At 64.5% G+C, this 26237-nt stretch carries 28 protein-coding genes; 9 read left to right on the top strand and 19 right to left on the bottom strand.

The window, feature by feature from the left end; all coding sequences use genetic code 11:
- The first annotated feature begins 7 nt into the window (after positions 1 to 7).
- Positions 8 to 901 (top strand): transcriptional regulator GcvA, encoded by an 894-nt coding sequence (gcvA, locus tag HA052_RS07010; RefSeq protein WP_166451364.1) that lies wholly within the window; start codon positions 8 to 10, stop codon positions 899 to 901.
- A 34-nt stretch (positions 902 to 935) separates the two neighbouring features.
- On the opposite strand, the gene HA052_RS07015 is transcribed toward gcvA, so the two are convergent.
- The gene (locus tag HA052_RS07015; RefSeq protein ID WP_166451365.1) at positions 936 to 1709 is read right to left on the bottom strand and encodes a substrate-binding periplasmic protein; all 774 of its coding nucleotides are present in this window, start codon (positions 1707 to 1709) and stop codon (positions 936 to 938) included.
- Positions 1710 to 1907: 198 nt separating this feature from the next.
- Between HA052_RS07015 and HA052_RS07020 the strand changes: the two genes are divergently transcribed.
- Complete coding sequence (locus tag HA052_RS07020; protein WP_081550164.1) at positions 1908 to 2915, top strand: class 1 fructose-bisphosphatase; 1008 nt, start codon at positions 1908 to 1910, stop codon at positions 2913 to 2915.
- 64 nt (positions 2916 to 2979) lie between these two features.
- Here HA052_RS07020 and ybiA read toward each other — a convergent pair whose 3' ends face one another.
- Complete coding sequence (gene ybiA / locus HA052_RS07025) at positions 2980 to 3528, bottom strand: riboflavin biosynthesis intermediates N-glycosidase (RefSeq protein ID WP_166451366.1); 549 nt, start codon at positions 3526 to 3528, stop codon at positions 2980 to 2982.
- A gap of 430 nt (positions 3529 to 3958) precedes the next feature.
- Here ybiA and HA052_RS07030 point away from each other — a divergent pair, with 430 nt between their 5' ends.
- Positions 3959 to 4195 carry a helix-turn-helix domain-containing protein gene (locus tag HA052_RS07030; RefSeq protein WP_166451367.1) on the top strand — a complete coding sequence of 79 codons (237 nt, stop codon included), beginning with the start codon at positions 3959 to 3961 and terminating at the stop codon, positions 4193 to 4195.
- Positions 4196 to 4212: 17 nt separating this feature from the next.
- On the opposite strand, the gene HA052_RS07035 is transcribed toward HA052_RS07030, so the two are convergent.
- Genes HA052_RS07035 through HA052_RS07050 form a run of 4 tightly spaced genes read right to left on the bottom strand, consistent with a single transcriptional unit; the run spans position 4213 to position 7709 of the window.
- On the bottom strand, positions 4213 to 5361 hold the full coding sequence (locus tag HA052_RS07035; RefSeq protein ID WP_081550158.1) for an osmoprotectant ABC transporter ATP-binding protein OsmV: 1149 nt from the start codon (positions 5359 to 5361) through the stop codon (positions 4213 to 4215).
- Positions 5361 to 6020 (bottom strand): ABC transporter permease, encoded by a 660-nt coding sequence (locus HA052_RS07040; RefSeq protein WP_081550156.1) that lies wholly within the window; start codon positions 6018 to 6020, stop codon positions 5361 to 5363. Before HA052_RS07040 ends, HA052_RS07035 begins: the two co-directional genes overlap by 1 nt.
- A gap of 10 nt (positions 6021 to 6030) precedes the next feature.
- Complete coding sequence (locus HA052_RS07045) at positions 6031 to 6951, bottom strand: glycine betaine ABC transporter substrate-binding protein (protein WP_166451368.1); 921 nt, start codon at positions 6949 to 6951, stop codon at positions 6031 to 6033.
- 53 nt (positions 6952 to 7004) lie between these two features.
- Positions 7005 to 7709: an ABC transporter permease gene (locus HA052_RS07050; protein ID WP_166451369.1), complete on the bottom strand. Its 705-nt coding sequence runs from the start codon at positions 7707 to 7709 to the stop codon at positions 7005 to 7007.
- Between the two features lie 457 nt (positions 7710 to 8166).
- Between HA052_RS07050 and HA052_RS07055 the strand changes: the two genes are divergently transcribed.
- Positions 8167 to 9066, top strand: a complete 900-nt coding sequence (locus tag HA052_RS07055) for a LysR family transcriptional regulator (protein WP_166451370.1) — start codon at positions 8167 to 8169, stop codon at positions 9064 to 9066.
- 38 nt (positions 9067 to 9104) lie between these two features.
- Positions 9105 to 9878 carry a 3-oxoacyl-ACP reductase FabG gene (gene fabG, locus HA052_RS07060; protein ID WP_166451371.1) on the top strand — a complete coding sequence of 258 codons (774 nt, stop codon included), beginning with the start codon at positions 9105 to 9107 and terminating at the stop codon, positions 9876 to 9878.
- Here fabG and HA052_RS07065 read toward each other — a convergent pair.
- Genes HA052_RS07065 through HA052_RS27575 form a run of 6 tightly spaced genes read right to left on the bottom strand, consistent with a single transcriptional unit; the run spans position 9875 to position 16014 of the window.
- Positions 9875 to 10306 (bottom strand): GNAT family N-acetyltransferase, encoded by a 432-nt coding sequence (locus tag HA052_RS07065; RefSeq protein ID WP_166451372.1) that lies wholly within the window; start codon positions 10304 to 10306, stop codon positions 9875 to 9877. The two genes, fabG and HA052_RS07065, sit on opposite strands and share 4 nt — an antisense overlap.
- Positions 10303 to 11223 (bottom strand): EamA family transporter, encoded by a 921-nt coding sequence (locus HA052_RS07070; RefSeq protein WP_166451373.1) that lies wholly within the window; start codon positions 11221 to 11223, stop codon positions 10303 to 10305. Before HA052_RS07070 ends, HA052_RS07065 begins: the two co-directional genes overlap by 4 nt.
- A complete protein-coding gene (locus tag HA052_RS07075) occupies positions 11220 to 12497 on the bottom strand; it encodes an aminotransferase class III-fold pyridoxal phosphate-dependent enzyme (protein WP_166451374.1) in 1278 nt (425 codons plus the stop codon). Before HA052_RS07075 ends, HA052_RS07070 begins: the two co-directional genes overlap by 4 nt.
- The gene (locus HA052_RS07080; RefSeq protein WP_166451375.1) at positions 12481 to 13971 is read right to left on the bottom strand and encodes an iron-containing redox enzyme family protein; all 1491 of its coding nucleotides are present in this window, start codon (positions 13969 to 13971) and stop codon (positions 12481 to 12483) included. The genes HA052_RS07075 and HA052_RS07080 overlap by 17 nt, the downstream gene beginning before the upstream one ends.
- Before the next feature lie 42 nt (positions 13972 to 14013).
- Positions 14014 to 15015 (bottom strand): heme oxygenase-like domain-containing protein, encoded by a 1002-nt coding sequence (locus HA052_RS07085; protein ID WP_166451376.1) that lies wholly within the window; start codon positions 15013 to 15015, stop codon positions 14014 to 14016.
- A gap of 9 nt (positions 15016 to 15024) precedes the next feature.
- Positions 15025 to 16014: an iron-containing redox enzyme family protein gene (locus HA052_RS27575; RefSeq protein ID WP_081550138.1), complete on the bottom strand. Its 990-nt coding sequence runs from the start codon at positions 16012 to 16014 to the stop codon at positions 15025 to 15027.
- Positions 16015 to 16606: 592 nt separating this feature from the next.
- Here HA052_RS27575 and HA052_RS07095 point away from each other — a divergent pair.
- A complete protein-coding gene (locus HA052_RS07095) occupies positions 16607 to 18202 on the top strand; it encodes an ABC transporter substrate-binding protein (protein ID WP_166451377.1) in 1596 nt (531 codons plus the stop codon).
- A 51-nt stretch (positions 18203 to 18253) separates the two neighbouring features.
- Here HA052_RS07095 and HA052_RS07100 read toward each other — a convergent pair whose 3' ends face one another.
- On the bottom strand, positions 18254 to 18613 hold the full coding sequence (locus HA052_RS07100) for a hypothetical protein (protein ID WP_166451378.1): 360 nt from the start codon (positions 18611 to 18613) through the stop codon (positions 18254 to 18256).
- A gap of 560 nt (positions 18614 to 19173) precedes the next feature.
- On the opposite strand from HA052_RS07100, the gene HA052_RS07105 reads away from it, so the two are divergent.
- The gene (locus HA052_RS07105) at positions 19174 to 19446 is read left to right on the top strand and encodes a hypothetical protein (RefSeq protein ID WP_166451379.1); all 273 of its coding nucleotides are present in this window, start codon (positions 19174 to 19176) and stop codon (positions 19444 to 19446) included.
- Positions 19447 to 19477: 31 nt separating this feature from the next.
- Complete coding sequence (locus HA052_RS07110; protein WP_081550130.1) at positions 19478 to 19777, top strand: DUF1484 family protein; 300 nt, start codon at positions 19478 to 19480, stop codon at positions 19775 to 19777.
- A gap of 56 nt (positions 19778 to 19833) precedes the next feature.
- On the opposite strand, the gene HA052_RS07115 is transcribed toward HA052_RS07110, so the two are convergent.
- Together HA052_RS07115 and HA052_RS07120 are read right to left on the bottom strand one after the other, a co-directional pair.
- Entirely contained in the window at positions 19834 to 20874 is a 1041-nt protein-coding gene (locus HA052_RS07115) for an arginine deiminase-related protein (RefSeq protein ID WP_206118806.1), read from the bottom strand.
- A 73-nt stretch (positions 20875 to 20947) separates the two neighbouring features.
- Entirely contained in the window at positions 20948 to 22063 is a 1116-nt protein-coding gene (locus HA052_RS07120) for a succinylglutamate desuccinylase/aspartoacylase family protein (protein WP_166451380.1), read from the bottom strand.
- A gap of 119 nt (positions 22064 to 22182) precedes the next feature.
- On the opposite strand from HA052_RS07120, the gene HA052_RS27920 reads away from it, so the two are divergent.
- Positions 22183 to 22656, top strand: coding sequence for an Lrp/AsnC family transcriptional regulator (locus HA052_RS27920; RefSeq protein ID WP_166451381.1), 474 nt, complete (start codon positions 22183 to 22185; stop codon positions 22654 to 22656).
- Here the strand turns inward: HA052_RS27920 and HA052_RS07130 are convergent.
- From HA052_RS07130 to HA052_RS07145, 4 genes are all read right to left on the bottom strand, one after another.
- Positions 22648 to 23376, bottom strand: coding sequence for an ABC transporter permease (locus tag HA052_RS07130; RefSeq protein WP_166451382.1), 729 nt, complete (start codon positions 23374 to 23376; stop codon positions 22648 to 22650). The two genes, HA052_RS27920 and HA052_RS07130, sit on opposite strands and share 9 nt — an antisense overlap.
- A 10-nt stretch (positions 23377 to 23386) precedes the next feature.
- Positions 23387 to 24061 carry an ABC transporter permease gene (locus HA052_RS07135; protein ID WP_166451383.1) on the bottom strand — a complete coding sequence of 225 codons (675 nt, stop codon included), beginning with the start codon at positions 24059 to 24061 and terminating at the stop codon, positions 23387 to 23389.
- A 353-nt stretch (positions 24062 to 24414) separates the two neighbouring features.
- Complete coding sequence (locus tag HA052_RS07140) at positions 24415 to 25173, bottom strand: transporter substrate-binding domain-containing protein (protein ID WP_166451384.1); 759 nt, start codon at positions 25171 to 25173, stop codon at positions 24415 to 24417.
- 102 nt (positions 25174 to 25275) lie between these two features.
- On the bottom strand, positions 25276 to 26037 hold the full coding sequence (locus tag HA052_RS07145; RefSeq protein ID WP_166451385.1) for a dimethylarginine dimethylaminohydrolase family protein: 762 nt from the start codon (positions 26035 to 26037) through the stop codon (positions 25276 to 25278).
- Positions 26038 to 26237 lie beyond the last annotated feature (200 nt).

The following is a 26237-nucleotide window of genomic DNA, read 5'->3' on the forward strand; positions in this document are numbered from 1 at the left end:
TCACAGCATGAGCACTTACCCCCCTCTCAACACCCTGCGTATTTTTGAGGCAGCGGCCCGACTGGAAAGCTTTTCCGCCGCCGCCGGCGAACTCTTCGTCACCCACGGGGCTGTGAGCAAGCAGATCAAGCAGCTGGAGGATTGGCTGGGCTTGCCGCTGTTCGAACGCAGCGGCGGCAGAGTCAAGCTGACCGATCCCGGCTGGCGCTATCTGGTGCAGGTGCAGGACGGCCTGGACCTGATCGCCAACGCCACTTCCCAGCTGCTGCAAGCGGACAGCCGGCGCCGGGTCAGCATCAATTCCACGCCCACCTTCGCCATGTACTGGCTACTGCCGCGGCTAAGCCGTTTTCGCGAGCAGTTTCCGGAACTGGAGCTGCACCTGGCCACATCGGACCGCGACATCAGCCGGCTGGACAGCCCGTTCGACATCGCCATCCGCCGCGGCCCCGGCGACTGGCCCGGCCACATCGCCAAGCCCTTCTTGAAGGAATGGGAGCTGCCGCTGTGCAGCCCGGCCTTGCTGGCCGCCGCGCCCATCGCTAGTCCGGCGGATCTGGCGCGCCACACCCTGCTCTACGCCGACACCCGCCCCACCGCCTGGCCCCGCTGGTTGACGCTGGCCGGGGTGCCGGAGCTGAAACCAGCCAGCGCCCTGCACTTCGATAGTTTCTCGCTGGCCTTGCAGGCGGCGATGGACGGCCTGGGCGTGGTGCTGGGGCCGATGCCGATGGCGCAGGCGCAGATAGACGCCGGCGTGCTGCTGTCGCCTTTGCCGGCGCCGGTGGCCACGGTGCGCGATTACTGCTGGGTGGCGCCGCGCGCGGCGGCGGAGGACGCCGCCGTCGCCGCGTTCTGCCGCTGGCTGGAGAGCGAGGCCGCCCGCCCCGACGCAGCCTGAACGCGCGGTCAAAGCCGCGCGAGCATGGGAGAAATCAATGTCCGGAACCGGGCTGCAAGCCAATCAGCTTGACGTCCATAGGCGTCGCGTCGCGCGGCAGCCATTTGTTGTAGATGCGTTTGAAGCTCCCGTCTTTCTTGACGGCGCTGAAAGCAGTCTGCCAGCGCTTCACCTCCGCCGCCGAGGTGCCTCGCGAAAACGCCAGATACAACTCCAGCGTTTCCAGCACCCGCACCACTTCCACTGCGTCCGGCGGCTGGTGAATGTCTTTCAGCACCGATGCGACGACGAAACCGCCCTCCGACCACATATCGTAGCGGCCCACCAGCAGCTTCTGCGCGGTGATTTGCGGGGTGGGCGCCAGGTCCACCTCGATGAAGCCTGCCGCAATCGCCGCGTCGGCGAAAATACTGCCGCGGTAAGCGCCCACCGGCCGGTGATAGATGCCGTTGCCCAGAGCCAGCAAGCCGGCGGCCTCGCCCTTGCGCGCCAGCAGCACGGTCTGCGAGATGGCAATGGGCCCCAGCAGCGTCATCTGCTTTTCGCGGGTGTCGTTCCGTCCCACGGTGAATAGCATCACCCCCGGCGTGGTCAGCAATTCCTTATAACCCCGCGCCCAGGGCACCACGTCGATGGCGCTGTTGTCATGCATCCGCGCCTGGATTTCGCGCACCACTTCCACCGCCATGCCGTCGGGCACGCCGTTGTGTTGGAAAGTGATGGGAGGCCAGTCCTCGGTGTAAATGGTGATCGCCCGCGCCTGCCAAGCCGCCAACAGCAATAGCAGCGCCAATAAGCCCTTAGCCATGGTCTTTCCCCGTACCACGTGAACCAGATTTTATTCATAGCCGTTTCACGCGTCGCCTGCAGGTCATTTCCGACTGCGACCGCGCCCCGGGGGCATGACGACCGCAACTCGCTTATCCGTTATAATGAGGCGGTCAAGCCGGCACAGCCGGCATATCGAGCATTTGTTTCGCGCACCCACCCAAAGCTAAGGATTGCCATGAGCCGCATCACCCTCTCCCGCTTTTTGATCGAACAGCAACGCAAGGCCGGCACGCTGCCGCCTGAGTTGCGCTTGCTGATCGAAACCGTAGGCCGCGCCTGCAAAGCCATCAGCTATTCGGTGAACAAGGGCGCGCTGGCCGACGTGCTGGGCGAAGCCGGCACCGGCAACATCCAGGGCGAGGCGCAGAAAAAGCTGGACGTGATCGCCAACGACTACCTGCTGGACGCCAACGAGTGGGGCGGCAGCCTGGCGGCGATGGCCTCCGAGGAAATGGAGCTGCCCTACCACATCCCCGGCGAATACCCGAAGGGCGAGTACCTGTTGATGTTCGATCCGCTGGACGGCTCATCCAATATCGACGTCAACATCTCGGTGGGCACCATCTTCTCCATCCTGCGCTGCCCCCATGGCATTGACCACGCCACCGAAGGCGCCTTCCTTCAGCCCGGCACCGAGCAAGTGGCCGCCGGCTACACCGTGTACGGCCCGCAAACCCTGTTGGTGCTGACCTTCGGCAGCGGCGTCCACGGCTTCACGCTGGACCGCGAGCAAGGCTCTTTCGTGCTGACCCACCCGGATATGAAAGTGCCGGAAAGCACCGGCGAATTCGCCATCAATATGTCCAATATGCGTCACTGGGACGCGCCGGTGAAACGCTATGTCGACGAACTGCTGGCCGGCAGCACTGGTCCGCGCGGCCGCGATTTCAATATGCGCTGGGTGGCGTCCATGGTGGCCGAGGTGCATCGCATCCTGACCCGCGGCGGCATCTTCATGTATCCGCGCGACGCGCGCACCCCGGACCAGGCCGGCAAGCTGCGCCTGATGTACGAAGGCAATCCGATGGCCTTCGTGGTGGAACAGGCCGGCGGCGCGGCCACCAACGGCCATCAGCGCATCATGGACATCCAGCCGCAGAAGCTGCACGAGCGAGTGGCGGTGTTCCTGGGCTCCAAGGAAGAAGTGGAACGCGTCACCGCCTACCACGCCGAACAGCGGTAAGCGCGCGCCAAAAGAAAAACCCCTGTCGAAACCGACAGGGGTTTTTTCTTGCTCGTCGCCGGCGCTAGCGCAAACGCTCGCGCACTTCCATCAGCGCGAAGCCCAGCAGATTGCTGCCGTCCCACATGTCCGGCAGCCGGGCCTGCGGGTCGTCCTCGGCCCAGCCTATGCCCCAGACGCAATCCACCGGGCTGGCTTCCACCAGAATGGCGTCGCCGGTGCTGCGCAGAAAATCGCCCAGCGCCGGGTTTTGCTCGAACTTGGCCAGATTGCCCCGCATCACCACCTCGCAGCAGCACTGCTGCCACAAGGCGCTGTCGAAGCCGCGCACCTGGCGTCCCAAGGCCTTGGCCTCGGCCGGCGTGGCCGCGGCCAGTATCCTGCTCCGGATCTCCGCGTCTTCGAACAAACGCGCCTTTTCCGCCATCATATAATGCTCGGCGCTGGCGTAGCTCACGCCGTCCAGCTCGAAGCCCACCGGAAACCACTGACTCAGGCAGCTCTTGCAGACGCCGTCCTCGTGTTTGGGCCTGTGTCCCCAGAAAAACAGAAAATCCAGCGTTTCGCCGGCCGCCGCCCGCTTACGCAACTCGCTTACTGTCCGGATCGCCATGGTCCGCGTCCTCCGCTTCCTGCGCGGCCATATGCCGCAAAAAATGCCAAGAGCCCCTCTTCGTCCGCTGTCGCCGCGGCGCTGAACATCTACATGGCCATCACTATAAGGAGCCGGAACCGGGTTAGACAAGCGCGGCGCGCAGCCGGCCCGCGCGTGAATCCGCCGGTTTCCACGCAAACAGACAAAAACAATGATTAATTACCGCATGGCGATGATTTAGCCGCCTCCGCCCGCATTTCGGGCGCTGTGGATATGCAACACCGCCTTACCAACATAGGACCGGCCACCTCGATTGCCCATAGGTAAAACTACTCAGCGCAAGCGCAACCGTCCGCATTGCCATGAAGCGGCGTAGCGGAGTATGTTTTCCCCCATAAGCCTGTAAGCCGCTGTTGGAAAAGACATTACAAGCCCTGGGGAGACCGGCATGGCTATCGTAATCACGCTGGACGTCATGCTGACGCAACGCAAGATCAAATCCAAGGATCTGGCGCAGGCCATCGGCATTACGCCACACAATCTATCGCTGCTGAAGCTGGGCAAGGTCAAGAGCCTGCGCCTGGATACGCTGGACGCGCTGTGCCGGCAGTTGGACTGCCAGCCAGGCGATTTACTGAGTCACTTGCGGGAAACGGACCCGGTGGACGAAGAGCCGTCGGTCTGACTCTCCGTCCGCCCGCATCAGCGGGCCGGCTGACGCGCGCCGCGCGCCGAGGTGCGGCCCGAATTCAAATAGCCTGCGATGTAATCTTGCGACACTTCGCCGTTGTAGCGGCCGTCGCCGTCCAGCACCGGCATCCAAGTCAGGTTGTGCTCGTACAGGCGGGACAGCACCACGCGCAGGTTCTCGCCCGCCGCCGCGGTCACGCTCACCGGCTTGATCTTGTCCGCGCACACGCCGTCCGCGCCGCGCGCGTCGCGACGACGCACAAAGCCCAGCGGCAGGCCGTCTTCGTCCACCACGGTCAAATGCATCAAGTCGTTGTCGTCCATCAGGGCGTAAGCGGCCGCCAGCGGCGTATCCAGCCGCGCGGTTAGCGTTTCCTGCTGATCGGCCACTTCGCCGGCCTGTACCAACAGCAGGCGCTTGAGCGTGCGATCCTGGCCAACGAAACTGGCGACGAAGTCGTCCGCGGGACGCGCCAGAATTTCGTCGGAACCGGCGCACTGCACCATGCGGCCCTGGCGGAACACGGCGATGCGGTCGCCCAGCTTGATCGCCTCGTCGATGTCGTGGCTGACCAGCAACACGGTCTTGCCCAACTGGCGCTGCATTTGCAGAAACTCGTTCTGGATCTGTTCGCGGTTGATCGGGTCCACCGCGCCGAAGGGCTCGTCCATCAGCAAGACCGGCGCGTCGGCCGCCAGCGCGCGAATCACGCCGATGCGCTGCTGCTGGCCGCCGGACATCTCGCGCGGATAACGCTGCAGGAAGCGGTTGGGGTCCAAGGCCACCATGCTCATCAGTTCGCGCGCGCGCTCGCGGCAGCGCTTCTTGTCCCAGCCCAGCATCCGCGGCACAACAGTGATGTTGTCCTCAATAGTCATATTGGGGAACAGGCCGATCTGCTGGATCACGTAGCCGATCTGGCGGCGCAGCGTCACGCTGTCGATGCCGGCGGTGTCCTCGCCGTTGATCAATACCTTGCCCGAAGTGGGCTCGATCAGGCGGTTGATCATTTTCATCGTGGTGGTCTTGCCGCAGCCGGACGGGCCCAGCAGCACGCAGATCTCGCCTTCCGGCACATGCAGATTGACATTGTCCACCGCCTGGAAGACCTGGCCGTTTTTCTGGGTAAATTGCTTGCAGAGGTTTTGCAGTTCAATCATCAACGAATTCCTTTCGGGGTCAGCGCGCGCTGAGCGCGCAGCAACAACCAATCCATCGCGACGGCGAGCACGCTCACCGCCACCGCGCCGGCAATCAGCTTGCGAATGTCGCTCTGGCTGATGCCGTGCAATATCAGAGTGCCCAAGCCGCCGGCGCCGACGATGGCGGCGATCGCCATCACACCGATGTTCAGCACCACCGCGGTGCGGATGCCGGCGAAGATCAGCGGCGTGGCCAGCGGCAGTTCCACCCAGCGCAAGCGCTGCCAGAAGGTCAGCCCCAGGCCGCGGCCGGCTTCGCGCACGCCGGGCTCAAGATGAGTCAGCGCGGTGTGGGTGTTGCGCACGATGGGCAGCAGGGAGTACAGGAAGGCGGCGGTGATGGCCGGCACTGCGCCAATGCCCTGCCCGATCATGGAAAACAGCGGCACCATCAAGCCGAACAAGGCGATGGCCGGAATGGTCAGCACCACGGTGGCCAGGCCCAGCACCAGGCCGGCCAGCGCCTGAAAGCGCACGATCAGCACGCCCAAAGGCACGCCCAGCAGCACGGCCAGCCCAACGGCCATGCCCACCAGTCTCAGATGCTGCTCGGCCAAAACGGCGATTTGCGGCAGGTTTTGCCAGATGAACTGGCAGGTTTGCAATAGGGTTTCCATGCGGCCTCCTTTAGATCAGGCCGCGCTGGCGCAGGAATTCGCTGGCGACTTCCTTCACCGGACGGTGTTCGATGTCCACCTTGGCGTTGAGCTCGGACATGGTGTCGTTGTCCAGCAAGGCGGCCAGCTTGTTCAGTTCGTCGGCCAGGCCGGGGTTGCGCTCCAGCGTGTCGCGGCGCACCACCGGCGTGGCGGCGTAGGCCGGGAAATAGCCCATGTCGTCCTGCAGCACCACCAGATCGAAGCCTTTTACGCGGCCGTCGGTGGTGTAGACCAGGCCGGCGTCGACGAAGCCGTCGCGGATGGCGTTGTACACCAGGCCCGGATCCATCTGACGGATTTGCGGCCGGCTCAATTCCATGCCGTACAGCTGCTGCATCGGCTTGAGGCCGTCCGGACGTCCGGCGAACTCCATGTCGAAGCCCAGTTGCCAGCGTTTGGACGAACCGTTGTTTTCATTGACCCGCCGCGCCAGATCGGACAGCGTGCGCACGCCCTCGGCCTCGGCGCGCTCGCGTTTCATCGCCAGCGCGTAGGTATTGTTGAGCGGAGCCGGATTCAGCCAGATCAACCCCAGGGGTTCGTCCAGCTTCTTGACCGTGGCGTAAGCCTCCTCGTTGCTCATTTTCTTCTGGATGCCGTGATGGATGATCAGGCCGGTGCCGGTGTAGTCCCACACCAGATCCAGTTGGCGGTTCTCCAGCGCGTTGCGCAGGATCACCGTCGCCAGGTCCGCCTTTTGCGTGACCTGGTAGCCCTTGCTGCCCAGGTACTGCGTGGTGATATCGGACAGCAGATGCTGTTCGGTGAAGTTCTTGCTGCCCAAGATCAGGCCGGCGGCAAAGGCCGGCGCGGCGCTCAGCAAGGCCGCCAGCGTCAGCGCGCGGCGCGCCAGCTTGCGCCAGGGCGAGAAGAAAAGTGCTTGTGTCATAGGTGTCCTCCGTGCGAGCGCCCGCCGGAACGGGCGACAGGGGGGTATTCGAATCAGGCCAGGCCGCGAGCGGCGGCCAAACGGCCCAAGCCGGCCAGCGTCAACGCGATCAGCGCGGTGCCGCCGGCGCCCAGCAGCAGCGCGGTGTGGTTGTTCAGGTAGATGCCCGGGAAGATCAGTTCGCCGTAGCTGCTGGCGCCGATCAGGAAGGCCAGCGGCGCGGTGCCCACGTTCAGCGCCAGGGCCACCCGCACGCCGGTCAGTATCACCGGCAAGGCGTTGGGCAGTTCCACCCGCCACAGCCGTTGACGCGGAGTCATGCCCAGCGCGTCGGCGGCTTCCAGCAGCGCCGGTTGCAAACCGGCGAGGCCCGCGTAGGTGTTGCGCACGATGGGCAACAAGGACGCCAGGAACAAGGCCACAATGGCCGGCGCGTCGCCGATGCCGATCAGGGCCATGGCCAGCGCCAACACCGCCATGGGCGGCAAAGTGTTGCCGATATTGAAAATCTGCATCCAGTGCTCGGCGCTGCCCCGCAGCCGCTGACGGCTGAGCAGCACGCCGCTGGGCAAGCCCACGGCGAGAGCCAGCGCCATGGAGACGCCCACCAGATAGAGGTGTTGCCGGCCCAGGTAGATCAGATCTTCCCGGTACTCGGTCCATACGGCTGGGCTTACACCGTAAATCAATCCCGCCGCCGCTACGGCGACCAGGATCAGCCCGATCATGCTGCGCTTGCTAAACGCTCTTTTGTGCATCTGCGTCCTCCTTGGCGAAAGCAATGGCCGGCAAGGCCACGGCGATCCGCTGTAATGATCGCGACAACTAGAGAGCTGCCAGTAAATAGACATCCGGCGCGGGCCGGACATGAGGTGCGTTTAACGCGAGGATCGACGGCGGAAAACCGTCGATTTTGAGTGGCGCGGTGTGCGCCTGATGAAAAACCTAATAAGTTATAACACTGTTTGTATCGAACATGCAAATTTTCTAATGTTCACGACAATACTTAAAGAGCAAGGGCAAGGCATTGAAAAAGCGATATTTCTTTTTGTTCACATCAAACGAAATAGATAATTCGGCCGCCTTTCTTCCCCCAGCCCTATAAGGTACGCGCGCGGTGGACCCGCCCGCGCCGTCCCAACGGCCACTTGCCGCCGCGCCGCCTCAAGGCCAGAATGCGCTGTTTCGCCCGCTGCAACAATCACGGCAAAAAATATGGATCGATTGCATTTGATGGTTGTATTCATCGCGGTGGCGGAAGCGGAAAGCTTCGCCGGCGCGGCGCGTAAACTGGGCATGTCGCCGCCGGCGGCGACGCGCGCGGTGGCGGCGCTGGAGGCGCGCCTGCAAGCCCGCCTGCTCAACCGCAGCACCCGCCATGTTCGCGTTACCGAGGCCGGCCAGCGCTATCTGGAAGACGCGCGCCGCGTGATCGCCGCGGCGGACGAGGCGGACGAAGCCGCCTCCGGCGGCAAGGCGCCGCCGCGCGGCTTGCTGACCGTCACCGCGCCGGCGCTGTTCGGCCTTCGCTACGTGATGCCGGGGATCAACGACTACCTGCTGCGCCATCCCGAGGTGACGGTGGACGCCTTGCTGCTGGACCGCGTGGTCAACCTTCTGGAAGAAGGCGTGGACGTGGCCGTCCGCATCGGCGAGCTGCCGGACTCCAACCTGAGCGCTCTGCGCGTCGGCCAAGTGCGGCGGGTGGTCTGCGCGGCGCCGGCCTATCTCGCCGAGCGCGGCGCGCCGCGTTCGCCGGCGGACTTGCCGCGACACTCGCTGATCGTCTCGCGCGGCGTGGGCTCCAACCACGAATGGCGTTTCAGCGACGGCGGCAAACCGCTGAGCGTGCGCCTCAAGCCTAGGCTCACCGTCAGCAACAACGAGGCGGCCATCGCCGCCGCGGTGGCGGGCCTGGGCCTTACCCGCCTGCTGTCCTACCAAGTGGCGCCGCAATTGGCCGCCGGCCAATTGCAACAGGTGCTGGCCGAGTACGACGACGCCAGCCAGCCCATTCATATCCTGCATCAAGAAGGCAGGCTGGCCTCGGCCAAAACCAGAGCCTTCATCGACTTGATGGCGGAACGGCTGCGCGGCCACCCCGAGCTGCGCTAACGCCATCGACATCGCCATCCCCCACAAGGAGATTCATCATGTTGACCCCGCTTCAAGACAAAAACGTTCTCATCACCGGCGGCACCGCCGGCATCGGTCTGGGCCTGGCACGGGCTTTCGCCCGCGCCGGCGCGCGCGTGGCGATCAGCGGCCGCAGCCGGGACAAGCTGGACGCCGCGCTGGCCCGCCTGCGCGCCGAAGGCCTGAACGCGTCCGGCCATATCGCCGACGTGGGCCGGCCCGAGAACGTCGCCCGCCTGCTGGCGGACACCGCCGCGCCCAACGGCCTGGACGTGCTGTGCTGCAATGCAGGCGTGTTCCCGTCCGCGCCGCTGGAGAGCATGAGCGCGGAGGAGTGGGATCAGGTGCAGCACACCAATGTGCGCGGCAACTTCCTCTGCGTACAGGCGGCGCTGCCCTATCTGCGCCAGGCCGAATACGGCCGCGTCATCCTGACCTCCTCCATCACCGGTCCCGTCACCGGCTACGCCGGCTGGAGCCATTACGGCGCCAGCAAGGCGGCGCAACTGGGCTTCATGCGCAGCGCAGCGCTGGAACTGGCGCGCGACGACATCACCATCAACGCGGTGCTGCCGGGCAATGTGCTGACCGAGGGATTGCGCGAGCTGGGAGAGGACTACCTGGACAAGATGGCCGCGGCGGTGCCGCTGCGGCGGCTGGGCAGCGTGGACGACATCGCCAACGCCGCGCTGTTCTTCGCCAGCAAGGAGGCTGGCTTCATCACCGGCCAGACCCTGATCGTGGACGGCGGCCAGGTCTTGCCGGAGTCGCTGGACGCGCTGGCCGGCTAGCCCTGATAGACATCCGGCCGGTGCAGCTCCATATAGCGCTCCGGGTGTTCCAGCGCGGCGAAGCCGAACGGCCGGTACACCGGATGCGCGTTGGAAGTCACCAGCACGATGCGACGCAGCCGGGCCAAGGCCGGCTCGGCGGCGACGCATTGCATCAACTGCCGCGCATAACCCCGCCCGCGACATTCCGGAACCACGAACACATCGCATAGGTAGCCGAAGGTGGCCAGATCGGTCACCACGCGGGCAAAGCCCACCTGCCGTCCGTCCAAATACGCGCCGAAGCACAGCGAGCCGGCGATGGCCTGCTCCACCGTGGCGCGAGGAATGCCCTTGGCCCAGGGGGCGTGGTCATGCAGAAAGGCATGGATCAGCGCCACGTCCAGCCGGTGCTTGTCGGTGGATATCTCCAGCTCCGGCTCTCTCATCGCGGCGCGGCTCCCTTGCTTAGGTGGACCCGCGTCAGCCAGGCGCGCAAGACGCCCAGCTTGCCCGCATAGGTGTTCAGCGCCAGCGCCGCCACGATCAAGGCCGACGCGACGATGCTGAGCGCGTCATAGCGCTCGTTCAGGATCAGATAGCCGCCCAGCAGGCCGAACACCGGGCTGAGCAGCGAGAACGGCGCCACCAGCGTGGCCGGATACAGGCTGAGCAGCTTGCCCCAACTGCCCAGCGCGAACAGCGTGCCGATCAAGGCCAGGAACAACAGCGCCAGCGTGGCGGTCCAGCCGAAGCCGGCCAACGCGGCCCAAGCCGCCGCCGGGCCGCCCTCCAGCGCGAAGGACAGCAGCAGCAGAGGCAGCGGCGGCACCAGGCTCATCCATACGGTGAAGGCGAACATGTCCACCTTGCCGGCCCGCTTGAGCTCCACATTGCCCCAGGCGAAGCCGGCCGAGCCGATCAAGGCCAGCGCCAGCGGCAGCAAGGGCAAGGCGTCATGATAACGAGCGTAAGCCAATAGCAGCACGCCTAGCAGGGCCAGCGCCATCACCGCCTTTTGCAGCCGGGATCGCGTCTCGCCCAACAACAGGCTGGCCAGCAGCAAAGTGATGAACACCTGCAACTGGGCCAGCACCGACACGATGCCGGCCGGCATGCCCAGCTTGATGGCGGAGAACAGACAGGCGAACTGGATCACGCCCAGACACAGCCCGGCGCGCAAATACCAGCGCCAGGGCAAGGACGGCCGCGAAAACCACCAGGCCCCGGCGGCGAACACCACCACGAAGCGCAAGGCCGCCAGCAAGAGCGGCGGGCATTCGGTCAAGCCTATCTTCACCACGATGAAGCTGAGGCCCCAGATGGCCGCCACCAGCACCGCCAGCAATACGTGTCCTATCTTCATGATGTCGTCGCCTCTTGCTCCAGCGCGGCGATCGCGCGCCGGCAAGCTTCCTGGAAAAAATCCAACTCCGTCTCCGCCACGTTCAGCGGCGGCAGCAAGCGCAGCGCGGCGGCGTCGTGCGCCGCCGGCGCCGTCAGCACGCCCTCTTGCAGCAATTGCAACCACAGCAGGCCGGCCGCGCCCTCGCCCAGCCGGTCTTGCGCCGCCGGGCCGGCGCGCAGCGCCAGCATCAGCCCCACGCCCTCCAGCTCAAAGCCCTCCAGCCCGGCTTCGCGCCAGCGTCGCCGCAAGGCTTCGCCGCGCTCCCGCGCCCGCGCCGGCGCGTCCAACTGGCGCAGCAGGCTCAGCATGCGCAGTCCGCAGCTCAGCGCCAGCCGGTTGCCCCCAAAGGTGGAACCGTGGATCTTGGCGCAGCCGGGCCGGGCAAACACCGCCTGGTAAATATCTTCGCGAAACAACAGCGCCGACACCGGCAGCACGCCGCCGCTCAGGCCCTTGGCCGCAATCAGCACATCCGGCGCCGGCGCGCCCAGCGCCTGGTAAGCGAACCAGGCGCCGCAGCGGCCCAGGCCGGACAAAGCCTCGTCGTAAATCAGCCGCGCGCCGTGGCGGCGGCATAGCTCCGCCAGTTCCGACAAGGCTTCGCCGCGCCAAGCGCGCGCCCCGGCGCTGCCCTGCACCGGCTCCAACAGCACCGCGGCCACGTCGCCGCGCGCCAGCTCGGCCGCCGCCGCGGCCAGATCGCCCCAGGGCAGCACCGCGCAGTCCTCGCGCCGCGGCAGCCCCTGCCGCCAGAAATCGCTGCCCGCCAGGCTGGTGGCTTCCAGCGTCAGGCCGTGGAAACCGCCGTCGAAACTCAGCGCGCGCCGGCGGCCGCCGGCCATGCGCGCCAGCTTCAGCGCGCCCTCCACCGCCTCGGCACCGGTACTGGCGAACAGAACCTTGCCGTCGATGAAGCCGGCCAGCGCCAGCAGCTCCGCGGCCAGATCGCCGGCCAAGCCGGAAAACCCCAGCGGGTGCAGATTGGGCGCGGGATCGAACAGATCTTCGGCCAGGCCGGCCAACAAGGCTTGCGGACGATGGCCCAATACCGCCGCGCCGTAGCCGGCGACGAAGTCCAGCCAGCGCCGGCCGTCCTCCAGCCGCAGCCAGCAGCCCTCCGCCTCCAGCGGCCGGGCGTCCAGCCCGCATTGCCTCAACACGTCCAACCAAGCTGGATTGACGCTGGCCGCGTAAGCCGTTTGCGTCGCCTCGCGCTCAGCCGGCGACGGCATAGCTGTCCAGCGAGCAGACGGCCAGTTGCGGCTGCGGACCGTAAAAATCCGCCACCTGGTCCATCGCCCGCAGATTGAGCTCCAGCAGATACGCCAGATTGGCCAGCGCGCGCTGCTGCGTCTGCGGCGACAAGGCGCTGATTTCGCGTAAGAACAACCGCGACAACGCGGCGTGGTTGAGCTCGACGTTGAGATCGTCGTGGCGCTTGGCCACGCGCTGATAGTCGGCGCGAAACTCCACCAACGATTCCAGGCGCTCGTGCACCGGATTGTCCACGCCCAGCATGCCCTCGGTCACCATGATGGAGCTCAGATAACCGATCGGATCGTAGCGGCCCAGCACGGTGAAGGCGTCGACATAGGCCTGAAACAGCGGCAAGGGCAAGGCCTGGTCCAGCCAGGCCGGCGGCACCCCCAAGGCTTCGCAGGTGGCGCGCTCGTAGACCTCGTGGCCCAGTTCTTCTTGGAAGTAACGGTAAACGCGTTGCTTCAGCGGGGTGCGCAGCCGCTTGGTCATCAACGGCGCGATGATTTCGACGAAGCGCTGAGTGACGTGGTATTGCTCGATGAACAAGCCTTGCACCAAGGGGCCGAAGCCGGCGTCCTCGGCGTTCACCCGGCTTACGTAGCGCGATTCGCCCAGTTGGGCCAGGCCGTCCAGCGCGAACTGCTCGGCTCGGCGCATGAAGTTGACGCCGCTGTCCACCGTGGATGCCGGCTCGCGGCTGAGCAGCCTACGCCGCGCCTGAGGCTTGGGCGCCAGCAGCAGCAAGTCCGCCAGGCACAGCAAATAGGCTTCCAGATGCGCCGGGCAGTAAAAGCCCTCGCTGGCGGGGTCTTCCTCCGCGCCGCTCTCCCGACGGCTGAGCCCGACAAAGCCGGCGCCGTCGGCGAAACCGTTGAGCACCCGCCGCCACAGCGTCAGCGCCTGCGGCAGGTTGTCGGCCAAATACAGCTTTTGCAGGTAGAAGGTTTGCAGCGCGAAATTATCCCGCCACTCCGGCGCGCCCACGTCGTCAATGCAAAAAGCGTCGGCCCGCGGCGCCGGCTCATCCAGCAAACGCAGCATGCTCAGCACCACCGGCGCGTAAGCGCCGCGCGCGTCTGCGGCGGTGGCCGTCAACAGCTTGTCCACGCAGCGCCGAATCAAGTCGCCCCACTGCCTGCGCTGCCGCTCCAGCGCCGCCGGGTCCGCCGGCGCGTCGCGTATCAACGACAAGGCGTCCAGCTGTTCCGCCAGCGACAGCTGCCAGGACGGCGCCGAACCGGCGTGGATGTCGAACCAAATCTCCGCGTCCGGATTGGCCATGGCCAGCACGCTGTCCAGCACCCGGCCGCCGTCCACGCCGGAGAACTGGATTTCATACTCCTTGGCGTCCGCCGCCAGCACCACGGTCTGGCCGTCGTCGGCCAGGTGAGCGCTGAAGGGCACTAGGTGGGGCGCGCGATAATGGGTGACTTGCCAGGCTTCCATCGTTCTCTCCTTGGCTGCCGTCTCGAGGACTACTGCGGGGGATTACAAATAGAGCCGCGGCATCAAGGCGTCCGGCCGGCTGTAGTAATCGACGATTTCCTCGTCCTGCAACGCCATGGTTTCTATGGTCAGCACCAGGTTTTTCTCCACCACCAGCTGCTCCTCGCGGCTGATGGCGCTGATGTCCTGCAGCAGTTCGGAGGTGATGTCGTCGTGCCCCAGCGTGTCGTTGAGGTAGGCGTGGCGCAGCAACGGCTCCCAAAAGCCCTTGTCCAGTCCGGCGCGTTCGCAACAGCGCACCAACGCGCGGTTGAACTCGTCGCCGGGCATTTCGAACAGAAACAACACACTCTTGAACGACAACAAATGCTGACGCGCGAACACGCCCAGCGCCGCGCACAAGGCGAAGGTAGACGGCAGCGGCTGCAGGTGGTCCAGCCCTTCCACCTCCATGTCCACGCTGGCCAGGCTCTCGGCCAGCATCTGATCGTGATCCAGCTCCGATACCAGGAAGCGCTGGATGCTGCGCTGGTTCTGCCGGCTGTCCGCGTGCGACAGCGCCGAAGCGATCAGGCCCGGCGCCGCGCGCACCAGGAAGTAATACTCCAGCGCGTAACCGATCAACACATTGCGCGGCGCGCTGCCGTCGGACAACATGCCGTACAGCCGGGAGTGGCCGCGCTTGCGCATCGCCCTCTGCGCCAGGTTGCGCAGCCGGGTGTTGAATTCGCAGCCGGACAGCGCGTCGTCCGGCAATTCAAAGCTGGCCTCGGTCACAAGGCCCAGGCGGTCCAGCTCTTCCAGCAGGCCGGGAATCGTCCCCGCCAGTTCGGGGTGCGCGGCGCGCAAGGCCGACATGCTGGCCGGCGCGCGCTGCAGATCGTCCAGCAAGGCCAGCAATTGCAGACGACCTTCGTCGGCCACTTGCAGATCGCAGGACTGTTCGCGGTACAGCAAGGCTACGCCGCCGTCCTGCTGCTGGATTTCCACCCCGGGCCGCAGCGCCGGAAAGCGGAACAGATCATGGGTGCCGGGTCCGTGCATAGTGCCTCCTCAGTAATGCTCGATGCGGCGCAGCAAGGTGTCGGCGTGCAGATAATGCCGCCAGACCGCGCTGTAGAAAGCGTCGTAAAGTTCGACGAACAAATGGGTTTGCGCCAACAAGCGCCGCGCCGTCTCCTGGTCCACCACCGGAATCTGCGCGAATATCTTGCGGGTCAGGCTGCCGTGCTCGCCCTTCAGATTGATGTCCGAGTGCGCCTTCACCGGGCGCAGAAACTCCGCGTCCACGCCCAGGCGGTAGGCGGCGTCCAGGAAGGAATCCTGACGGATGTCCTTGCCTTCCAGAATGCCCAACGTGGTGAAGAAGAACAGCGGATCGTTATGCGACCAATACGCCAGCGCGTTGCACAGCGCCATGGTCTGCGGCAGGGGCACGGTGTGCGCCAGGTCCTCGCGGCTGACGCCGATGCGGTTCAAGGCCTGCAACAGCAGCTCGTCGTGGCCGTATTCCTCGGCGAAGAAAGCGTTCATCGCCAGCCGCACCTGAGTATTGGGCACATAGGACAGCACCGGCGCGTCGAAATAGCTTTCGCGGAACAAAAAGTGATAGTTCTCTATCACCATGCCGTGGAACACCCGCTCCGGAATATCGCCCGGCTGGCTGGCGTTTTGACAGTGGGTCCAGAACGGATTGCGGTACAGCGTCTGGTACAGCAGGCGGTTGGACAGGTCCTCCACCTCCAGCAGCACCTCCAGCCCGGTCTTGCCGCGGGCCGGCGCCAGCGGACGGATGACGCCGTAGTTTTCCAGGCTGACCAGCAGGCGCCGCACCTCGTCGGCGGATTGCCGCGGCAGGATGCGCTCCGCGTCCAACTGGCTGCAGCCCCGCGCCAGCCGCTCCATCAGCGCGCTGACCTCCTCCGCGTTGGCTAGGCCGGCGGAAATCTCCAACTCCTCGTCGCCGGCGGTCTTGACCACCAGCGGCGTCTGCGAAATCACATCGCCGTTCAGGCAAAAACGAAGATCGGACGGATGGGACACGAGGACGTCTCCTCTTAAAGATGAGCGCGGCCGCCGGCAAGCCGGCGGCGCGGAATCCGGATCGGTCAGGGCTTTGCGCCTGAAACGGCAGCCCCGCCATACCCGATTACAAGTGAACCGGTACCAGGACCGGACGCGGATTGCGGGGTTTGACCACGACCACCGCTTCTTGCGTGCTGGCTTGCATTTGGCTCTCCTTGGCTTAAGAGAAAACAAAAACGCCCTGTTGCAGGCAACCCTATCTTATGCCTGCCGCCGCTCCGCAGAAACGGCAAAAAACTGACACAAATAACTGTTTTTAAATGCCATTTGCAAAATAAGGCGACTGCATTGAACCGGCGCATTGCGAATACGGCCGCGGCCGCGCCGCAGCGCACGATTGACGCCGGGCGAACAATCTATATGCTGGCAAGGTCTTCCATTCCCTCCGCCGCCGCCCGTCCCTGCGTTGAATGTCACCCAAACGCATGCCGGTTCGCCAAACCGCGGGAATTGGACAGATGGACAAATAGAAAGCCCTCAAGGGCCTGCCAAGCACTCTTGAAGAAGGCGCTCGCCGCCCTTCATCGCTCTGCAAATTAGGGAAATAGAAATGAAAATGATCCAACCGCAACTGTTGGCCGCGGCCTGCTGCGCCGCTTTCGCCGTATCCGTTCAGGCCGCCGGCACCCTGGTCTACTGTGCCGAAGCCAGCCCGGACGGCTTCGACTCCGCCCAGTTCACCTCCGGCACCACCTTCGACGCCGCCGGCCACGCCATCTTCGACCGCCTGGTGGGCTTTGAAAAAGGCTCAACCAAGGCCATTCCCAGCCTGGCCACCTCCTGGAGCGCCTCGCCGGACGGCAAGACCTACACCTTCAAGCTGCGCCAGGGCGTGAAGTTCCACACCACCGACTATTTCAAGCCGACGCGCGACTTCAACGCCGACGACGTGGTGTTCACCTTCATGCGCATGTTCGACAAGAACCACCCCTTCCGCAAAGCCTACAACACGGAATTCCCCTACGCGGTGGACACCGGCCTGGCCAGCAACGTCAGCGCGGTGGAAAAAGTGGACGCGCAAACGGTGCGCTTCGTCTTGAAAGCGCCGGATGCCGACCTGGCGATCAAGATCGCCATGCCCTTCGCCTCCATCCTGTCCGCGGAATACGCCGACCAACTGCTCAAGGCCGGCCGCGCCGCCGACATCAACCAAAAACCAGTGGGCACCGGCCCCTTCATCTTCAAGCGCTACCAGAAAGACGCGCAAATCCGCTACGCCGGCAACAAAGCGTATTGGGACAAGGGCGCGGTCAAGGTGGACAATCTGGTGTTCGCCATCGCCACCGATCCCTCGGTGCGCTATCAGAAGATGAAAGCCGGCGAATGCCAGATCATGTCCTACCCGCGCCCCAGCGACTTGGCCGTGATGAAAACCGATCCCAAGCTGAAGATGCTGACCGCGCCCGGCTTCAATATCGGCTACCTCAGCTACAACATGGACAAACCGCAGCTGAAAAAACGCGAGGTGCGTCAAGCGCTGGACATGGCGATCAACCGCCAGGCCATCATAGACGCGGTCTACCAGGGCCAGGGCCAGGCCGCCAGCAACCCCTTCCCGTCCTCGCTATGGTCCTACAACAAGAGCCTGAAGAACGCGCCCTACAATGTGGCCGCCGCCAAGGCGCTACTGGCCAAGGCCGGCTATCCCAACGGCTTCGAGCTCAGTCTGTGGGCGATGCCGGTGCAACGGCCGTACAACCCCAACGCCAAACTGATGGCGGAGATGATCCAGTCCGACTGGGCCAAGATCGGCGTCAAGGCCAAGATTGTGTCCTATGAATGGGGCGAATACCTGAAGCGGATGAAGCGCGGCGAACACGACGCCGGCCTGATGGGCTGGACCGGCGACTACGCCAGCCCGGACAACTTCCTGGGCGTGCTGCTCAGCTGCGAGGCGGTGAACGGCTCCAACTACTCGCGCTACTGCGACAAGGAGTTCGACACGCTAGTGGTCAAGGCGCGCACCCTGAACGATCAGGCCGAACGCGCCAAGCTGTACTCGCAGGCGCAAACCATCTTTAAACGCGACCTGCCGTGGACCACCATAGCCCACTCCATCGTCAACCAGCCGATGCGCAAGGAAGTGAACGGCTTCAAGATCAGCCCGTTCGGCGATTACGAGTTTACCGGCGTCAGCGTCAAGTAAGCGTCTACAGGGCGCCGCCCAGCGGCGCCCTAAAACCCATCTAGGCCACGCTTACATGCCGGCCGCTGCCAGCAACTCCGATAGCGTCAAACCGCTCAACTGCATCATCACGGCGATGATGGCGATCAATACCGCAAGCAGCGCCAGCGCGAACAAGAGGCCAATGCCGGCGGCTCGCCATTTGGAAAACACCGAGCCGCCGCTTGCGCCGTGCGCGGCCAGCGCCGTCTCAAAACGTTGCTTGGCCAGCATTTGCATGACCACCGTCTGCGCAACGGTAAAAACCATGCCGGGCACGCTGTCGGGCAAAACCAGGCTAAGCGCCAGCATCGCAAACAGCAGGCCGACACCCAAACCCCATACCTTCTTCAACTGATCGCGCTGCCCCAGCATCTTGCAGTTTTCCGCCATCAGCCAAGCGCCGGCCAAGCTGGAGCCAATAAAAGTTGCAATCGCGACCGCTGCCGGACTGTTCAATTTATATGTCGGCGCAGTGTGGTCAGCGGTGAAGCCAATATCCGTCATGTCTTTCCCTCTTAAAAAATGACGAGGACATTAACAGTTTCTTGGCTACGCCGTGGCGGCACATGCCAAGCAAGCGTGATTTGAGCTGGGCACTCGATACGCGAATCCCTCTGCTCATCGAAAGCAAACACTGCCACGCTTCCAACCTCAACACTCCACACCACCATCAGCTTGACGCTCCACCCCCGCCTCAGTACCCTTTGTGTCGCGCAGCGCCCAATCACGCCGCGCAGGGTTTGGAAGCCCAAAACTCTGGATCGCAGACTCATTTGTGTCAGCTTTGGCACAAGCACGTCTGCTGCCACGCTGTGCCCATTCGGATAGGCCGTGGCAGGGAGTTCCTCGTGAACTACCGGTCTTTGATCTAGAGTACCGGTCTTCCAACCTTGTCACGCGCCTGTCCAAGCATCGCCGGACAGGTTTCCAACGCTGACTTGGAGACCGCAATGACTCCCTTTTCCCCCTCGACTTTTGCCAAACCACCCCCAGCCGCCCAACTGCGCCAGCTGTCCCAAACCCTTGACGCTTGCGCGCTGGCCTTGAACGGCTTCTCCCAATTACGGTCCACTCTGACCGCGATCCAAGCCCAAACCACGCCCTCCTCCCATCAGCATCTATTGGCCTGCCTGTCCATCGAGGTGCTGGACAACTACGCCTCCCAGCTGAAGCACATCAACGCCACGGCCCAAAGCGAACAGCAGAGCCTGTCCCCAACGTAATGGCGCATGCCAAAGTGGAAGGAGAATAGCGATGGAACGCCACTTACCCGTGATAGAGGAATTGAAGCAACTGAATCAGGATTTGCTCAACGCCCAAGCCGACCAGGCCCTCTTGTCCCATCTGGGCCGGCAGTGCGCAGAGATGGACGCCTGTCTGCTGCAAAGCCAGATAGAGCTGCGCGCCGCTCATATCGGCTTGCAAGCCATTCTGACCCTGCTACAACGCCGCGATGAGCCGCTGCTGTTCAGCAGCGATGAAGCGGTGGCGCTGCTGGAGCCAGTGCAGCAGCGCCTCCTCCATGGCTTGAGCTGCCTGGACCGTTTGGTATAAGCCCTCGCTCCCGCACGGCCAGCGCAGAGCCTTGCTGGCCGTTGCTGGGGCCGCCGTTAGCGGATGCGCGGCAGGAACAACTCGGCCAGCATGCAGCGGCAACTGCCGCCGCCCACCGCTTCTATGGTGGGAATTGGGTTCACCACCGGCTGGCCGTGGCGCTCCAGCATTTTTTGCTGCGCAGGCGTGAAACCGTTCCAAGCCTGCTCCGACATCGCGATCAGCGGCTGGCCGCCGGCCCCGCGCAGCTGCAGGATATTGCCGCAGAAGCTGCGCTCCACCTGGGCCAGGCTGATGTCTATCACCTCGTGATGCTCGCCCAGCGCGCTCAGCACTTGCCGCCGCTGCTCCGGCCGATGCAGGCTTTCGGAGCAGATCACCGCGAAGCCCTCGCCCACGCTCATCATCACATTAGTGTGGTAGATGGGCACGCCGCGGCTGTCCACGGTGTCGAACAGGTGCACCGCTTCCAGGCCGCGCCGGCGCGCGTAACGGTAGAGCGCGCCCGGATGGCAGCGCTGCGAGCGCGCCGCGTACACGCGCTTGCGCGGATGGTCGAACACCATCACCCCGGTGCCTTCCAGGATCAGCTCCTCTTCCAGCGGATGGCCGGCCCACACCACTTGCTCCACCTCGTAGCCGTGGCTCAGCAGTAATTGGCACAGTTCCTCCACCCGCCGTTCCCGGCGGCGGTTCAGCGTGTGCATCGGGTAGACGTGCAGGCTGCCATCCACGCTGGTGCTGAACCAGTTGTTGGGAAACACCGCGTCCGGCGTTGGATAGCCGTCCGGACTTTTTTCCAGCACCAGCACTTCAACGCCGCGGTCGCGCAGCCGCTGCGCCATGGCGTCGAATTCCGCCAGCGCCCGCGCGGTGACCTGGGCCGGCGGCAGTTGCAGCCGGTGCTGGAACACATTGTCGGCCCCGGTTTGTTCGTTGAAGGCGAAGTCGTGGGGGCGCACCATCACAACGGCGCGGGCCAATTGGCCTTGTCTGGCGCGGAGCCAGAGCGGCTCCAGGTTTTCTTGCGGCTGCGCGTCTGCGGCAGCGATGGCTTGGGCTTGCATGGTGGGCGGCTCTTGGGTGGGGGTTCGCATGGCCGCCCGCGGGCGGCAAATCATTCTACTGACAGTACGCGTTCCGGCCATGCCGTAAACATGACGCTAACGTTCAAGCAAGCGACACGCTCGCGCCGGCGTCGGCCCGGCCCAGAATGCGGCACAGCTCCATGCCGGCCTGGGCGTAGCGCAGCGGGTGGCTGACGTAGAGCAGCCCCGCCGCCGGGCTGAGCACCGGGACGACCCGGTTTTCCAGCGGATCTATCAGCTCCAGCAGCGGCTGGCCGCGCTCCACTTCCGCGCCGACCGCGCAATGGCGCAGCACCAGGCCGGGCGTGGGCGCGCTCACGCTGGCCATGCCGCGCCAGGTCCACGGCTCGGGCACCGGCGGCGGCAAGGCCGGCGCGCCGCCGCCGATGTGGCCCCGGAGTTGCAAATAGGCGTATAGCGCCTCCGCATCCCGCCGCGCCTGACCGTGATCCAGATCGCCTTGCCCGCGCAGTTCCACCGTGGCCGCCACGCAGCCCAGCGGCAGCGGATGCGCCGGCCCCAGTTCGCGGGCCAGCCGCCACCAACTCTGGCCGCAGGACTCCTCAAAAGTCGTGCCGCCCGGCTCCTCATTCAGCACCACCGCGGCCACGCCCAGATAGCGCGCCAGCGGCTCCAGCGCCGGCCAGAACGGCGCGTCGGCGTATAAATGCAGCAGCGCCTGGCTGTCGCAATGCAGGTCCAGCACCAGATCGCTGTCCAGCGCCAGCCGGCTCAGTTCCTGACGCAAGGCTTCCAGTTCCGTGACCGGCGTTTGCGCGTCCAGCGCGGCTCGCATTCGAGCGCGCATCGTCCGCAGATTGGCGTCGGCGTCGGCGCTCAGGCCGGCCTCCAGATCAGGGCGCAGCAGCGGATGGAAATCGGTGAAGCGGCGGTTGAAGTTTTCGCCGCTGCGCAGCTCGAAACGCCCCGGCTGCTGTAGCAACAGGGCCTGGGCCAGGCCGATGGGATTGGCCGCCGGCACCAACACGATTTCGCCGCGCAGCAGGCCGGCAGCCTCGGCCTGATCCAGCAGCCGGCGCAGATGGTGGATCACCAGCATGCCGGGCAGTTCGTCGGCGTGCAGGCTGGCCTGCAAATAGGCCTTGGGCCCGTCGCCGCGCCGGCCGTAGTGCAGGCTCAGTAGTTCGCGCCGCATGCCGATGCTGGACTGCGGCAAAACCCGGCTGACGATTTCCATAAGGCGCCCTCCTTTTTCATGCCATTCAATTGAAAAACCCATGGTGGTCGCGCCGTCTTGACACCACCGCCTGCCAAGGCTCAAATCAGCGGACAGCCCCACCCATCCCAAAGCCCGCCATGAATGAGAAGAAACCCAGCCTGGACCGTATCGACCTGAAAATCCTCGCCGCTTTGCAAGCCGACGGCCGCATGTCCTTTCAACGTTTGTCCGAGCAGGTCAATCTGACGCCTCGGCCCTGCCTGGAGCGCGTGCGCCGGCTGGAAAAAGCCGGCGTGATCCGCGGCTACCGCGCCGTGGTGCAATGGCCCGCGCCGGTTTACCCCGTCATTGTGGCGGCCCAGGTGGCGCTGGCCGATCACGCCTTGTCGCAACAAGCCTTCATCAAGGAGCTGCAGCGCAGCGAGGCGGTGCTGGACGCCTGGCTGGTGGCGGGCAGCTTTGATTTTCAGGTGCGCATCGGCTGCCGCGACATCCAGCAGTACCGCGAGCTGGCCGAACAATGGCTGGCCAGCTCCGCCTTCAAGATCGACAAGATCATCACCATCACCGAGCTGCAGGAGATCAAGCGGAGCGCCGGCCCTCTAGGCTGAGCGCGGCCGCAGAAACTTCAGCCAGCGCCGCTCCGCCTGACGGAAGCTCGCCAGCAGCGCGAAGGTACAGCCCAGGTAGATCGCCGCCGCCATCAGGAAGGGGAAAAACGGCGCGTAAGTGGCCGCGTACAAGGCGCGCGCCACGCCGGTGACGTCCAAGAGCGTGACCGTGGACGATAAGGCGGTGGCGTGCAGCAAAAACACCATTTCATTGCTGAGCACCGGTATAGAGCGCCGCAGCGCGCCGGGCAAGACGATGCGGCGGATGACCCGCGCCCGCGACATGCCGAAGGCCTCCGCCGCCATGATTTCCTCCCGCGGATAGGCGGCGAGCGCGCCGGCCAGAATCTCCTGGGCGTAGGCCGCGGTGTTCAACACATAAGCGAGGACGGCGCAGAAGGTGGCGTCGCGAAACAGCAGCCAAAACGGGTCTTCCGCCTGCCAGCCGTCTATCACCCAACTGAATTGCGACACGCCGTAGTAGATCAGCATCAGCTGCATGAACAAGGGCGTGCCGCGAAAAAAGTAACTGAACGCGGCCACCGACCATCTCAACGGCGCCGGGCCGTAGACCCTGAGCAAGGCCAGCAGCACCGCCAACAGCATGCCCAAGCCGCCGGAGATCAGGAACAGCTTTGCGGTGACCGCCAAGCCGCTCCATTGGCCGCCGTCGCCCCATAGATAGCCGGGCAAAGCGCGCAGGATTTCGTCGAGCGTCATGGTTTTCCTCTCAGAGCAAGCCGCGGCTGTAGCGCAGCCCCAGCCAGCGGAACACGCCGCCAGAGGCGGCGGTGAACAGCAAATAGACCAAGCAGACCAGGAAGTAGAACAGAAAAGGCATCTGGGTGGCGCGGCCGGCCTGCTCCGCGAGCCAGGCCATGTCTTCCAGGCCGATCAACGACACCAGCGCCGCCGACTTCATCAACGCCAGCCAGTTGTTGTTAATGCCGGGCAAGGCGTGGCGCAGCATCTGCGGAAACAGGATGCGCCGGAACAGCTGCCACGGCCGCATGCCGTAAGCGACGCCGGCCTCCAACTGGCCGCGCGGCACCGCCAGGAAGGCGCTGCGGAAAGTTTCGGTGTAATAAGCGCCGAAAATGAAGCCTATGGTCAGCACTCCCGCCAGGAATTTGTCGAACTCCACCGCCGGCAATCCCAACGCCGCCAGCAACAGATTGCAAACCTTCTCGCCGCCGTAGAACAGCAGCAACATCATCACCAGTTCCGGAATGCCGCGAATCACCGTGGTGTAGGCGATGGACGCCGCGCGCAGCCAGCGCGGGCCAAACAGCTTGACGCAGGCGTTGGCGAGGCCGAACAGCAGCGCCAACCCCAGCGCGGCCAGCGCCACGCGCAGGCTGAGCCAGGCCCCGGTCAGCAATAGGGGCAAATAGGATGCCACCATGCGTCGTCCTCCTTGTGAAACGGCCGGCGGGCGCCGGCCGGGGAAACGGACGTATGCAAGCTGTGCAAAGCCTAGCGAGCAAAGGCGAGACAAGGCGAAGACTGCGAACAAAGCGGGATGTACGTTTGGTACATGAGCATTTCGAAGCAGTATTCCCCGCGGCAAATCTCACGAAGCGCCGCAGACTTTGAACAGGTTCTTAGAACGTGTTTACGATCTCGCGAGCTAAGGCGAGACAAGGTGAAAACAGCTGAGAAAGCGGAATGTACAGGTGGTACATGAGCATTTCGAAGTTGGTTTCAACGCCCTTGTCCAACTAGCCCGCCGACGCGCAGCAGATCGTAAATAGGTTCTTAGTGGTAAATATCGAAGCCGAAGTATTTCTTGCGCACACCTTCGTACACCCCGTTGGCGCGGATGGCGGAGATGGCGCGGTTGATCGCCGCTTTCAGTTCCGGATCGCTCTTGCGCACCGCGATGGCCACAGGGATGGATTCGCCCAGTTTGGAGCCGGCGAAAGCGAACTGCTTGCCGCGCTCGGTGCGTAGAAAGCTGGTTTCGGCCTGGATATTGTCTTGCAAGGCGGCGTCGATGCGGCCGGAGGCCAGGTCTAGATAGACGTTGTCCTGATTGGCGTAGGTAACAATCTTCACCTTGCCGCCGCCCCAGTTGGCCTTGGCGTACTGCTCGTGCACCGAGCCGGACTGCACGCCCACGGTCTTGCCGGCCAGCGACTGCGGCGTGGGCCGCAACGGGCTGCCTTTGCGCGCCACCAGCTGAGAGGCGGACGCGTAGTATTTGTCGCTGAAGTCCACCTGTTTTTGCCGTTCCGCCGTCACATTCAGAGAGGCAATGACGGCATCGAATTTATTGGCGTTGAGCGCGGCTATCATGCTGTCGAACGGCTGCTTGACGAAGACGCAGCGGGCCTTGAGTTCGGCGCAGACGGCTTTGGCGATGTCCGGATCGAAACCGGTGATCTCGCCGTTGGGCGCCAGCACGTCGAACGGCGGGTAGCCGCCGTCCACGCCCCAGCGGATCTGCTTGATGTCCTTGGCCAGTACAGGGCCTGCGCTTAGCGCCAGCAAAAACGCGATATGGATGGTTCTCATCTTTTTCTCCTTATGAAGCCTGTTCATGGCCGGCTGCGCGTCGGCGGCAGGTTCTGAATCTCCCCGGCTCTGCGGCCGGTGGCGAATAAAACAGCGCTGCTTTTAGAAACGCAAGGACATGCAGGTCAAGCCCCCGTCCATCTTGCGGATTTCGCTGGTGTCGGTCTCGATGATGGGCAGGCCCAGGGTCTTCAGCTTGCGCAGCGTGTCCGGGTAACCGCTTGGGGTGATCAGGGTGTCGTTGATCCACAAGGTGTTGCCGGCGTACTCCTCTTCCTTGGCCAGCACGATCTGCTGATAACCGCGGAATACCGGATCGTCGGCGCGGTCCTCGGACAGGATCAGCGTGTTGCGGCCCACGTAATTGACGATGGACTTCAGATGCAGGCCGGCGCTGACTTCCACCGCGGTGACGACATAACCGAACTTTTCTACCGCGGCGGCGAACTGACTGATCCCGGCCTCGTTGGTGCGGCTGGTCAGGCCGACGAAGAAACGCTTGTCTATCATCAAGACATCGCCGCCGTCCATGCGCGCGTCGCCGTTCATCCACACCGCGTGGCGGAAGCGGGACACCAAGGGCGCGATGCTGCTCACCTCTCCGCGACGGGCCGCCGCGCCGGGCTGGGTGATCACCGCCAGCTCCGGCATCAACACCGCGGTGTCTTCAACGAAATGGGCGTCGGGGAAATCGGGCTGGGCCGGCAAGGTGCTGACGGTCAAGCCCAGGCGCAGCAGGATGTCCACGTAATCGCGGAATTGGGAGCGAGTCAGCGCCGGGTCCGGCGCGCCGATGTTGGCGGTAGTCAAACCGCCGGCCACGGTGTCGGCAGGCAGGCGGGTGATCGCATGGGTGAAATGCATGGGCAGGCTCCTTGATCAGGCGGCCCAGCAACCGAATGGTTGATGGGGACGGCGCGAGGCCGTTCTCGCTCGAACCATTCTAGGCAGCGCCCTGGGCGCGCGTCGGTCGTATGGGGCGACGGCGACAGCCGGTTTCGGCTGTTTTGGAGCGGAGGGCAGCCGCTTTGCGCGGCAGCCGTCAAACCTGGCCATATCCCACT

The organism is Chromobacterium fluminis, assembly GCF_011602385.1.
Classification (GTDB): Bacteria; Pseudomonadota; Gammaproteobacteria; order Burkholderiales; family Chromobacteriaceae; genus Chromobacterium; species Chromobacterium fluminis.

What these genes read in the sequence shown, in the direction of transcription:
- gcvA (WP_166451364.1), top strand. Translation starts at nt 8, where the DNA reads ATGAGCACTTACCCCCCTCTCAACACCCTGCGTATTTTTGAGGCAGCG.
- HA052_RS07015 (WP_166451365.1), bottom strand. Translation starts at nt 1,709, where the DNA reads ATGGCTAAGGGCTTATTGGCGCTGCTATTGCTGTTGGCGGCTTGGCAG.
- HA052_RS07020 (WP_081550164.1), top strand. Translation starts at nt 1,908, where the DNA reads ATGAGCCGCATCACCCTCTCCCGCTTTTTGATCGAACAGCAACGCAAG.
- ybiA (WP_166451366.1), bottom strand. Translation starts at nt 3,528, where the DNA reads ATGGCGATCCGGACAGTAAGCGAGTTGCGTAAGCGGGCGGCGGCCGGC.
- HA052_RS07030 (WP_166451367.1), top strand. Translation starts at nt 3,959, where the DNA reads ATGGCTATCGTAATCACGCTGGACGTCATGCTGACGCAACGCAAGATC.
- HA052_RS07035 (WP_081550158.1), bottom strand. Translation starts at nt 5,361, where the DNA reads ATGATTGAACTGCAAAACCTCTGCAAGCAATTTACCCAGAAAAACGGC.
- HA052_RS07040 (WP_081550156.1), bottom strand. Translation starts at nt 6,020, where the DNA reads ATGGAAACCCTATTGCAAACCTGCCAGTTCATCTGGCAAAACCTGCCG.
- HA052_RS07045 (WP_166451368.1), bottom strand. Translation starts at nt 6,951, where the DNA reads ATGACACAAGCACTTTTCTTCTCGCCCTGGCGCAAGCTGGCGCGCCGC.
- HA052_RS07050 (WP_166451369.1), bottom strand. Translation starts at nt 7,709, where the DNA reads ATGCACAAAAGAGCGTTTAGCAAGCGCAGCATGATCGGGCTGATCCTG.
- HA052_RS07055 (WP_166451370.1), top strand. Translation starts at nt 8,167, where the DNA reads ATGGATCGATTGCATTTGATGGTTGTATTCATCGCGGTGGCGGAAGCG.
- fabG (WP_166451371.1), top strand. Translation starts at nt 9,105, where the DNA reads ATGTTGACCCCGCTTCAAGACAAAAACGTTCTCATCACCGGCGGCACC.
- HA052_RS07065 (WP_166451372.1), bottom strand. Translation starts at nt 10,306, where the DNA reads ATGAGAGAGCCGGAGCTGGAGATATCCACCGACAAGCACCGGCTGGAC.
- HA052_RS07070 (WP_166451373.1), bottom strand. Translation starts at nt 11,223, where the DNA reads ATGAAGATAGGACACGTATTGCTGGCGGTGCTGGTGGCGGCCATCTGG.
- HA052_RS07075 (WP_166451374.1), bottom strand. Translation starts at nt 12,497, where the DNA reads ATGCCGTCGCCGGCTGAGCGCGAGGCGACGCAAACGGCTTACGCGGCC.
- HA052_RS07080 (WP_166451375.1), bottom strand. Translation starts at nt 13,971, where the DNA reads ATGGAAGCCTGGCAAGTCACCCATTATCGCGCGCCCCACCTAGTGCCC.
- HA052_RS07085 (WP_166451376.1), bottom strand. Translation starts at nt 15,015, where the DNA reads ATGCACGGACCCGGCACCCATGATCTGTTCCGCTTTCCGGCGCTGCGG.
- HA052_RS07095 (WP_166451377.1), top strand. Translation starts at nt 16,607, where the DNA reads ATGAAAATGATCCAACCGCAACTGTTGGCCGCGGCCTGCTGCGCCGCT.
- HA052_RS07100 (WP_166451378.1), bottom strand. Translation starts at nt 18,613, where the DNA reads ATGGCGGAAAACTGCAAGATGCTGGGGCAGCGCGATCAGTTGAAGAAG.
- HA052_RS07105 (WP_166451379.1), top strand. Translation starts at nt 19,174, where the DNA reads ATGACTCCCTTTTCCCCCTCGACTTTTGCCAAACCACCCCCAGCCGCC.
- HA052_RS07110 (WP_081550130.1), top strand. Translation starts at nt 19,478, where the DNA reads ATGGAACGCCACTTACCCGTGATAGAGGAATTGAAGCAACTGAATCAG.
- HA052_RS07115 (WP_206118806.1), bottom strand. Translation starts at nt 20,874, where the DNA reads ATGCGAACCCCCACCCAAGAGCCGCCCACCATGCAAGCCCAAGCCATC.
- HA052_RS07120 (WP_166451380.1), bottom strand. Translation starts at nt 22,063, where the DNA reads ATGGAAATCGTCAGCCGGGTTTTGCCGCAGTCCAGCATCGGCATGCGG.
- HA052_RS27920 (WP_166451381.1), top strand. Translation starts at nt 22,183, where the DNA reads ATGAATGAGAAGAAACCCAGCCTGGACCGTATCGACCTGAAAATCCTC.
- HA052_RS07130 (WP_166451382.1), bottom strand. Translation starts at nt 23,376, where the DNA reads ATGACGCTCGACGAAATCCTGCGCGCTTTGCCCGGCTATCTATGGGGC.
- HA052_RS07135 (WP_166451383.1), bottom strand. Translation starts at nt 24,061, where the DNA reads ATGGTGGCATCCTATTTGCCCCTATTGCTGACCGGGGCCTGGCTCAGC.
- HA052_RS07140 (WP_166451384.1), bottom strand. Translation starts at nt 25,173, where the DNA reads ATGAGAACCATCCATATCGCGTTTTTGCTGGCGCTAAGCGCAGGCCCT.
- HA052_RS07145 (WP_166451385.1), bottom strand. Translation starts at nt 26,037, where the DNA reads ATGCATTTCACCCATGCGATCACCCGCCTGCCTGCCGACACCGTGGCC.